This window comes from Cytobacillus firmus, from assembly GCF_023715565.1.
Classification (GTDB): Bacteria; Bacillota; Bacilli; order Bacillales; family Cytobacillaceae; genus Cytobacillus; species Cytobacillus firmus_C.
On sequence record NZ_JAMBOJ010000102.1, the window covers coordinates 1 to 9,478 of the forward strand.

11 protein-coding genes and 1 riboswitch are annotated in these 9,478 nt (G+C 41.1%); of the genes, 6 read left to right on the top strand and 5 right to left on the bottom strand.

Going from position 1 to position 9,478, the window contains the following annotated elements:
• Nucleotides 1–147 precede the first annotated feature (147 nt).
• Nucleotides 148–285 (bottom strand): hypothetical protein, encoded by a 138-nt coding sequence (locus M3205_RS24465; protein WP_251172256.1) that lies wholly within the window; start codon nt 283–285, stop codon nt 148–150.
• A gap of 117 nt (nt 286–402) precedes the next feature.
• Here M3205_RS24465 and M3205_RS24470 point away from each other — a divergent pair, with 117 nt between their 5' ends.
• Together M3205_RS24470 and yhbH are read left to right on the top strand one after the other, a co-directional pair.
• Nucleotides 403–588: a hypothetical protein gene (locus M3205_RS24470; protein ID WP_251172257.1), complete on the top strand. Its 186-nt coding sequence runs from the start codon at nt 403–405 to the stop codon at nt 586–588.
• 280 nt (nt 589–868) lie between these two features.
• A complete protein-coding gene (gene yhbH, locus M3205_RS24475; protein ID WP_251172258.1) occupies nt 869–2,041 on the top strand; it encodes a sporulation protein YhbH in 1,173 nt (390 codons plus the stop codon).
• A 59-nt stretch (nt 2,042–2,100) separates the two neighbouring features.
• Here yhbH and M3205_RS24480 read toward each other — a convergent pair whose 3' ends face one another.
• Nucleotides 2,101–2,709 carry a general stress protein gene (locus M3205_RS24480; RefSeq protein WP_251172259.1) on the bottom strand — a complete coding sequence of 203 codons (609 nt, stop codon included), beginning with the start codon at nt 2,707–2,709 and terminating at the stop codon, nt 2,101–2,103.
• A gap of 202 nt (nt 2,710–2,911) precedes the next feature.
• On the opposite strand from M3205_RS24480, the gene M3205_RS24485 reads away from it, so the two are divergent.
• Both M3205_RS24485 and M3205_RS24490 read left to right on the top strand, forming a co-directional pair.
• Nucleotides 2,912–3,550: an NUDIX hydrolase gene (locus M3205_RS24485; RefSeq protein WP_251172260.1), complete on the top strand. Its 639-nt coding sequence runs from the start codon at nt 2,912–2,914 to the stop codon at nt 3,548–3,550.
• 76 nt (nt 3,551–3,626) lie between these two features.
• Nucleotides 3,627–3,728: riboswitch (SAM riboswitch) on the top strand.
• Nucleotides 3,729–3,839: 111 nt separating this feature from the next.
• Nucleotides 3,840–5,045, top strand: a complete 1,206-nt coding sequence (locus tag M3205_RS24490) for a homoserine dehydrogenase (RefSeq protein WP_251172261.1) — start codon at nt 3,840–3,842, stop codon at nt 5,043–5,045.
• 61 nt (nt 5,046–5,106) lie between these two features.
• Here the strand turns inward: M3205_RS24490 and M3205_RS24495 are convergent, their stop codons facing one another.
• The gene (locus M3205_RS24495) at nt 5,107–5,301 is read right to left on the bottom strand and encodes a hypothetical protein (protein WP_035326689.1); all 195 of its coding nucleotides are present in this window, start codon (nt 5,299–5,301) and stop codon (nt 5,107–5,109) included.
• 222 nt (nt 5,302–5,523) lie between these two features.
• A complete protein-coding gene (locus M3205_RS24500) occupies nt 5,524–6,129 on the bottom strand; it encodes a DNA-3-methyladenine glycosylase (RefSeq protein ID WP_251172262.1) in 606 nt (201 codons plus the stop codon).
• A gap of 120 nt (nt 6,130–6,249) precedes the next feature.
• Here M3205_RS24500 and proC point away from each other — a divergent pair, with 120 nt between their 5' ends.
• Together proC and M3205_RS24510 are read left to right on the top strand one after the other, a co-directional pair.
• On the top strand, nt 6,250–7,065 hold the full coding sequence (gene proC, locus M3205_RS24505; RefSeq protein WP_251172263.1) for a pyrroline-5-carboxylate reductase: 816 nt from the start codon (nt 6,250–6,252) through the stop codon (nt 7,063–7,065).
• Between the two features lie 208 nt (nt 7,066–7,273).
• Nucleotides 7,274–8,662, top strand: coding sequence for an L-cystine transporter (locus M3205_RS24510; RefSeq protein ID WP_251172264.1), 1,389 nt, complete (start codon nt 7,274–7,276; stop codon nt 8,660–8,662).
• Nucleotides 8,663–8,699: 37 nt separating this feature from the next.
• Here M3205_RS24510 and M3205_RS24515 read toward each other — a convergent pair whose 3' ends face one another.
• Nucleotides 8,700–9,272, bottom strand: coding sequence for a YitT family protein (locus tag M3205_RS24515; protein WP_251172265.1), 573 nt, complete (start codon nt 9,270–9,272; stop codon nt 8,700–8,702).
• Between the last annotated feature and the right edge of the window lie 206 nt (nt 9,273–9,478).

Consider the following 9,478-nt stretch of genomic DNA (forward strand, 5'->3'; position numbering starts at 1 on the left):
GAAATGGCCTAGAAGATGACCTCGGAGAGGTCTATCATCATCTGAAAATGCTTCAAAGCCAATAAAATTCAAAAAAGAGGTCCGGAATGAGACTATTCCGAACCCCTTTTGTCTACAAACTGAAAGAGGCTTCGAAAAGCCTCTTTATCAACTTTTGTCTATTTTTAATGCGGGTTCTTTCTTCTTTTTCTGGCATTCCGGACAGACTGGCTTATTTTCAAGGTAAACGGTCCGATCATATATCGATAATTCACCGCACCAGCTGCAACAAAGGATTTCGCTCATTTAAAATCCCCCCTTTTGTATAATCCTATTTACTCTTGGCCATATTTATGATGCCGAATCAGCATAAAAGTTTAATAAATCCAAAATAAGGGTATAAATACAACAGAGGTGATATTCATGAAAAAGAAAGAATTAGACAAGGACTATACACCGAGAAACAGCTCAATGGCAGAAAATATTGAGGAAATGGAAAACCTGGGCAAGCAGATGGAGAACATGCGGACTAATAAAGAATTGAGAGAGGATTACGATAAATATCCGGATCCCATTCAGAATAAAAACAAAGACAAGAACCTTCGCTAAACGCGGAGGTTTATTTTTGTATAAAAAAAGGGCTTGTCCAAAAGATGCTTCGAATGTCTTATTGTCAAAATTATTTGTAAATTATTTTGTCTTCCCGCATATGATAGAGTAATAAACATTCTTTGTATTGGTGCATTACTATCAAAATCACTGCCGGGGATTGAGTCATTGAAATGAAGGCAGACTGCTGAAATGGGGATGTTTCATCTTTTTTGACACTCGCGATATTGTATGTTGGAAAGCTGTATTGTGTGAAAATTAATTATAAGGAGGGGTTAACATGACGAATGTCAATAACCATCAGTTTGTGATTTCCCAAGAAGATTGGTCCCTCCATCGCAAAGGCTATGATGACCAGCAGCGTCATCAGGATAAAGTCCAGGAAGCAATCCGCAACAATTTGCCTGATTTAATAACGGAAGAAAGCATTGTAATGTCGAATGGGCGGGAAGTAGTAAAGATTCCGATTCGCTCGTTGGATGAATACAAAATCCGTTATAACTATGATAAAAACAAACATGTCGGCCAAGGCGATGGAGATAGCCAGATTGGAGATGTAGTAGCCCGTGATGGATCCGGCAGCAAGAAAGGACCCGGAAAGGGGCAAGGAGCAGGCGACCAGGCAGGCGAGGATTATTTTGAAGCAGAAGTATCACTCATGGAAATTGAAGAAGCTTTATTTAAACAATTGGAATTGCCTAATTTAAAGAGAAAAGAACAGGATGAAAATGTGATAGAGGATATTGAATTTAATGACATCAGAAAGACAGGATTAATGGGCAATATTGATAAGAAAAGGACCATGATGTCGGCATTCAAGCGGAACGCAATGAAGGGAAAGGCAGCGTTCCATCCAATTTATAAGGAAGATTTAAAGTTTAAGACCTGGAATGAAATAGTAAAGCCCGATTCAAAGGCTGTCGTGCTTGCGATGATGGATACGAGCGGATCAATGGGGATCTGGGAAAAGTATATGGCCAGAAGCTTTTTCTTCTGGATGACGCGGTTTTTGAGAACTAAATATGAGACAGTGGAAATTGAATTTATTGCCCACCATACAGAAGCAAAAGTGGTTTCAGAAGAGGACTTTTTCTCAAAAGGAGAAAGCGGTGGAACGATTTGTTCATCTGCCTACCGAAAAGCGCTTGAGCTGATAGATGCCAAGTACGATCCGCGCAAATTCAATATTTATCCTTTCCACTTCTCAGACGGTGATAACCTGACCTCTGATAATGCCCGCTGTGTGAAGCTGGTAGAAGACCTCATGAAAGTGTCCAATATGTTTGGGTATGGTGAGGTCAACCAGTACAACCGCCACTCGACTTTGATGTCCGCCTATAAAAATATCAAAAATGATGATTTCCGATATTATATTCTTAAGCAAAAAGCAGATGTATTTCATGCGATGAAAAGCTTTTTCAAACAGGAAGAGGATAAGAAGAAATATGCTTAAAGAGAGGGAAACCTCTCTTTTTATTTCAGCAAAAAGCCCCCACTTTCAGGGGGCTGATGCTAGTTAAGTCTGTCTTTTGTAAGCATTTCTTCCCGATTTACTTCACTCGTTTTCATCTCTGTTGAAGTAAGTGAATGCTGAGTACGGCTCGGATTCTCGTTGACACAGCATGTATCAGCGGATTTATCTGCCAGTGTTTTGATATCCGATTCATGGACAACCTCCCGGGCTGAAGCACTCTCCATATATCCTTCAGAGTTTTCGGCAGTGATTCTCTGATTGTCCTGCGTGGAGTTTGGATATTTTCCATAATAGTCGGCGATTAAGACGTATTTTCCGTCAAAAACCAGGCTTGCGTATCGATCCAGGTCATGTTCATCAAACCGTGTACCATCTTTTTTATCGGGATCAATCCCTGAACTTGTGGCCGGGTCTTCCCCCATGAAAAGAGCTTTAACAGAATCAAGAAAACGCTGATTTCCCAGCTCCTGGGAACCGACTATTCGCAAGTTTACTCCGTAATTGTCCGCAAAGCTTTCAAGATTTGCTCCATCCTTTGAGACAATCACAAGATTTTCCTTCTGATATCCATTTGAACCTGCACCTTCAATGGCTTCTTTAAGCTCTTGCTGAGTATCGTATCCGCCTATTAATATATTCTTCTTCATATTTTTCACTCCCGTTTATTATGATATAGTTTTATTTCCCTGAATTGCTGGCGGAGAAACGTTCTTTTATTTTTGAAGGGCTGGATGCAATAGTCTTTAGTCCTGAACCATTATATGGTACAAGCCGTATAAATTAATAAAACGCATAGAATACAGTATGATAAAGATATAATAACTGAATGGCTGCTGGAGGTGGGCAGATATGGAGATTGAAAGACTGGCTAAAAGGTTAAGGAACAGAAGCCCCATCATTTTGGGGAGTGAGCGATTTTCGAAGTTCGCTATTTTGCTTCCGCTGGTTGAAATCAATAATGAGGTGCATGTCCTATTTGAAGTACGTTCATTAAGAATGAGAAGGCAGCCTGGGGAGGTATGTTTCCCCGGAGGAAGGATAGATCCGGAAGATAGGGATGAAGAGCATACAGCCATCCGTGAAACTTCTGAGGAACTGGGTGTGGGCCAAGAGAGCATCACAAATGTTTCCCCGCTGGATTATATGATTTCCTTCGGTCAAATTATATACCCTTATGCAGGCATCATCCAAAACCCGGACAAGATTGTGCCAAACCCTGATGAAGTAGAAGAGGTTTTTACCGTCCCCCTTTCATTTCTGAAAAAAGTACAACCTGAAACATTTCACGTGAATTTTAAAGTTGAGCCTGAAGAAAATTTTCCTTTTGACTTAATTGCCGGAGGTGAAAATTACAATTGGCAGACGAGGAGAGCGGAAGAGGTATTTTACTATTTTCAGGACAAGGTAATTTGGGGACTGACTGCGAGAATTCTTAAGCATTTTCTTGAGATCATAACAGAAGATTTCAATGAAAGTGAAAGCGTCTGAAGAAAATATTTTTCGAAAAAGGTTGACGCAATCCTGATAAATGTTTATGATTCATATAAATTGAATAATTAGAAACTTCTTATCAAGAGAGGCGGAGGGACTGACCCTATGAAGCCTCGGCAACCAGCATTTATGCACGGTGCCAAATTCAGAGGAATACAAATTCCGAAGATAAGAAGGCGGTATGAACGGAATATTACTTCAAACCCCTTCTTGTCTGTAATGGACGGAAGGGGTTTTTTGTTTTTTACGGCAGGTACTATAAATTTTTATCCAGGGGGAATAAATAATGTCAGCGATAACGATCGGGCTATTGGGGTATGGAACTGTTGGAAAAGGAGTATATGAAACAATCAGAAAGCATCAGGGAAGGCTTCAGGCAATACTCGGGAAAGAAGTGAGGGTTTCCGCTATCCTGGTCAAAAATGTGAATAAACATTCTTTGCCTGATGATGTGCTGTTAACAGATGACTTTCAGGATATTATTGAGCTTCCAAAACTTGATGTCGTCATTGATGCCATTGTTGGAAGGGAGCCGGGCTATACGTATCTGCGCCAGGCCATATCGAGAGGATGCCATGTCATTACAGCGAATAAAGAGATGTTTGCATTTCATGGAAGTGAGCTTGCGAGGCTGGCAAAAGAAAAGAATGTATCACTGGGATTTGAAGCAACAGTCGGCGGCGGAATCCCTATCATTCAGACCATCAAACAGCTGCTCAATGCCAACAGGATCGAACGGATTGAAGGAATTTTAAATGGCACATCCAATTTCATTTTGACAAGTATGCGTGAGGAGAACTTATCATTTGACGAAGCATTGAAAATCGCTCAGGAAAAAGGCTATGCAGAAGCCGATCCTAAAAACGATATTGAAGGATATGATGCGTTTTACAAAGCGGTTGTTTTAAGCGAGCTTGTATTCGGGAAAGCGCCGGAACAGAAATACGCTATAAGAAAAGGCATTACTGATATTTCGATTGAAGAAATACAGTTGGCTGATTCCCTGGGGCTGAAGTTCAAACATATAGCATCAATTCAGAAGGAAAAAGATTTTGTCCGCTGTACAGTAAAGCCGGTCCTGACGGGAGAATCCCATCCTCTATACAGAGTAGAAGGCGTGCAGAATGCCGTTTCAATCGATGCCGATATTGTCGGGAATATAAGTCTGCAGGGGCCTGGAGCAGGTATGTTCCCGACAGCGAGTGCGATTATTGAAGATTTAATTCATGTGGGCAAATACGATTTCCCTTCAGCATATGAGGGAGCTGAGGTGGAAGAGAAGGTTCCTGAACAAGAGCTCTGGGTTATACTGGGTAATACTGAAGGATATGAATTCCCTGAGGGAGTTGAAATCGTCAGCAAAGTGTCAGAACAGGCTGTGTTCGTTAAGGGGGCTGCAGAAGCTGTGTCATTAGCCGATAAGAAGGCATATCAAGTACTTGGAGATTATGCAGTCACGGCAGGAAAGTATAAGCAGGTACAGCCGGTCTGAAAAACAGAAGGGGCAAGCCTTTGAGCTGCCCCTCCTGAAGTATGTTTAGAGATGGTGGATACTAAGCCTGCTGTTTATTAAATAAAGGATTATTTAATCCGGAATACAGGTCTTTAACATGAACTGTTACTATCTTAGCGCCAATCTGGACATGGACCATATTATCAAAAACAGCTGTTACCAGGCCGTTTAATGAAACGTTCGCACCAATATTTAAATCTTTGCCGGGAGATTTAACATTTTTCTTGTTTGCCATCGTAACACCATCCCATTCCAATTTATTGAAACTTATACATAGAATATTGCCTTTTTATAGTAAAATAAACGCTTTAATAAAAAAAGTCCAGTAAAATAGCTTGTTTTTTTATCGACAAATTACAATGAAATTAGACACTTATCTAAAAATAGATAGTGGTACATCGGAACTGCCTCCATAAGTAGAGGATGAAAAGAATGGACAGTCTCCATGTCGTAGCTGTTATTTTCTGTTCCGTGAAACATAAGGGCTGCCAGCCATCCAGAATCTCCAGGGGTAATCGCGTGCTTCACCGGAATTATCAATACCGATTCGTGTACCCCGTTTGATTTCCCCTGGAGGAATTCCTTTTGCAATCATAAGAGGAGGGCTGGTAAAATGGCGGCCATAATCATCTATAGTTATATCGAGAGCTTTAGTTAATTTACCTGGCCCATTAGTGAGGTTTTTAAGAACTTCCATCTTACGTCTTTTCTTCATTAACTCAAGTCCATCGTGAGGTTCTATCCCTCTGATCAATACCGCTTCAGGCTTTTCCTTTGGACCGCTCACAACATTAACCAGGCAATGGGTATGCATCACATAAGTGTAGACAAAACCGGGTTCATTGTACATGATTTCGGTCCTTTTTGTTCTCCTGTTCCCAAAACTGTGCGCTGCTCTGTCATCCGGGCCCATATAAGCTTCCGTCTCGACAATGTAGCCTGAGGCAATTCCTTCTTCAGTTTCTTTGATCAATAAGCAGCCTAGAAGAGCTTCAGCCAGCTGAAGTGTTGGCTGCTGGTAAAAGCTTTCTGGAAGAGGAGCATATTGTGATATTTCCTTCATATTCAATCTCTCCAATATTATTTTATGAGGTTCGGTCTTATGTTTTTACCCTGTGCTATTTTTTCATAACCATACGTGCAGTATAATAGCAAAAGGATTACAAGACAGGATGTGTGTTTAATGAATAAAAAAGTCGGTTTTATCGGATGCGGAAAAATGGCTCAGGCGATAATCGGGGGTATATTAAAATCTGATCTGATAAATGCAAGGCAGATTATAGCTTCAGCGAAAACGGAGAAAACACTTGTTGACGTTAAAAACAGGTGGGATATACAAGTACGCTTTTCTAATAGTGAGGCAGCAGAGGAAGCGGATATATTGTTTCTGGCTATTAAGCCTGATGCTCATGCTGCGGTTATTGATGAAATTAAAGGTTGCATTCAATCACATGCCATTATCATAACGATAGCGGCAGGCGTAAGTCTTTCTTTCCTGGAAAAGTCATTTGGGAGAAAAATTAAAGCAGTCCGTTCCATGCCTAATACCCCATCATTGGTGGGAGAAGGAATGAGCGTACTTTCAGCGAATGAAGCACTATCTCCTGAGGAGATGGAAGATATAATCAAAATATTTTCCTGCATTGGCAGAGCTGCGGTTTTGGAAGAAAAGATGATGGACTCTATTCCAGCTATCAGCGGTTCTTCGCCCGCTTATGCATATATGTTCATTGAAGCATTGGCAGATGGCGGTGTAAAAGCCGGGCTGCCTCGTAATCAGTCTTATGAGCTTGCAGCACAGGCTATTTTGGGGGCAGCCAAAATGGTGCTGGAAACAGGCAAGCACCCTGCGGAATTGAAGGATGAGGTTTGTACTCCGGGAGGGGCAACAATTGAAGCCGTTGCTGAACTGGAGAAAAAAGGGTTCCGTTCAGCGGTCATGAGCGCTATGGAAAAATGTTTTGAAAAGACAAAGGCGCTTTCCCGGAAAAATAATTAGGACAAGAATTATTTATCTGGACCCGGCAGTTATATATGCCGGATTTTATAATGGTTTTAGGCACAATTATAAAGAAAAACAAGAACATTCGACAACGAAATGGAATATATAATAAGAAAATTTAAATTTTAATTCCGACTTGACTCATAGGAATACATGAATTATAGTAATTCATTATAATAACATCTTTTGGGGAGGATTCAGTCCGATGAGTACAGGACTTTTAGTTTTAAATATTTTTGTAATGCTTCTGCTTTTATGCGCATTATTCTTTATGCAAAAGAAGCATATCTCATTCTCAAAGCGTGTGTTTACAGCGCTTGGTTTAGGGATTCTGTTTGGCTTTGCACTTCAGATGATATATGGGCCTGGTGCTGAGGTTATTGCCAAATCTGCAGACTGGTTCAATTTAGTTGGCGGAGGTTATGTGAAGTTCCTCCAAATGATCGTCATGCCGCTTGTCTTTATTTCAATTTTAGGAGCTTTTACTAAGCTTAAATTAACAAATAATATTGGAAAAATAAGTGTCCTTATCCTTGGACTGCTTGTAGGTACAACTGCAATTGCTGCTGCTGTCGGAATTGCAACAGCTGTCGGTTTTGATCTGGAGGCTGTCCAAATCAGCGGAGGCGAAGCTGAAACAGCCCGCGGGCAACAGCTTGAAGAAACGTATCAGGGCATTGAAGGAAGAACATTCCCGCAACAAATGCTTGATTTGCTTCCGGCCAACCCATTCCTTGATTTTACAGGGGCAAGACCAACATCAACGATTTCAGTCGTTATCTTTGCAGCCTTTTTAGGGATTGCTTATCTTGGTGTGAGAAGGAAATCACCAGAGCAGGCTGAACTTTTTGCGAAAATTGTGGATGCTTTCTACGCAATCATCATGCGAGTTGTAACATTAATTTTGCGCTTAACACCATATGGAGTTTTGGCAATTATGACGAAAACAGTCGCCATGAGTGACTTTGACTCCATTTTGAATTTAGGTAAGTTTGTTATTGCTTCTTATGTGGCACTTGCTATTATGTTCCTGATTCACTTGCTGCTATTAACATTAAGCGGATTAAACCCAATCACATACTTGAAAAAGGCATTCCCCGTATTGACCTTTGCTTTTACATCAAGAACTAGTGCGGGTGCATTGCCTTTGAATATAAAAACACAAAAGTCACTCGGTGTTCCTGAAGGAATTGCCAACTTTGCAGGATCATTCGGCCTTTCCATCGGCCAAAATGGATGTGCGGGAATCTATCCGGCCATGCTGGCTGTAATGATTGCTCCGACTGTGGGCATTAACCCGCTGTCTCCAGGATTTATCTTTACGCTTATTCTCATTGTAGCGATCAGCTCCTTTGGCGTGGCAGGGGTCGGCGGCGGTGCGACATTCGCAGCGATCCTGGTATTATCTGCCCTTGACCTGCCTATTGCACTGGCTGGCTTGCTAATCTCCATTGAACCGCTAATCGACATGGGACGCACAGCCCTTAACGTCAGCGGATCCATGACTTCCGGTATCTTAACGAGCCGAATCACCGGTGAAATGGATGGAAACCTTTATAACGATATGAATGAAAAAATAGAAGCAGAAGCATAAGAAAAATCGACAGGTGCCTGGCACCTGTCGATTTTTTTCATTTGTCCGTCTTTTTTATAACTGTTAAGGACGTTATGGCGCCCACAAATAGTATGGTTATAAAGGAGTACAAAAATTTTTCAATACCGACTATCTTTAATCCGCTTAAAATAACCAATCCATCAATTGCGAATATTAAAGCGCCGATATTAACAGGAAGGAGTTTTGTCATCAGCTGTGCAAGCAGGTCTGTGCCTCCTGTGCTGGTTTCATAACGGAGCATAAGGCCGATCCCGCAACCCACCAGGCATCCTCCTAAAATAGAGCTTGGCAATATGGAAATATCAAAATGACCTCGCACAGGAGAAAGCAAATCAATAATGAAGGATGAAATCAAAAGGCCATGCAGACTATAGTAGAAGTATTTCTTCTCATAAAACCAGGTAAGTACATATAATGGAATGCTCAGGACAATCATGCTCAATCCAGTGGGGAATTCGTAGTAATAATGGAGGATCAGCCCAATGCCAATAATGCCCCCGTCAAGTAAATGGTGGGGGACAAGGAAGCCATTAATGCCGATGCCTAATAATAAACTTCCTATTAAAGTTACGAACAGTTTTTGAAACATAAGCCGATCACCCTAACTTGTCCATTCTTATACTTCTAGAATATGAAGAGTCAGGGGTAAAATAGAAGCGTTCCCATGCAAAAAAGGGGCTGGGACAAAACTAGCTTCAGATAGTAAGAAAGGTGAATTTGAGTGCGCTCAAATTCACCTTTCTCTTATTTCAGGGTATTAATTCTTTAAATTCTTATTTTTTGGCAGTGAATTTC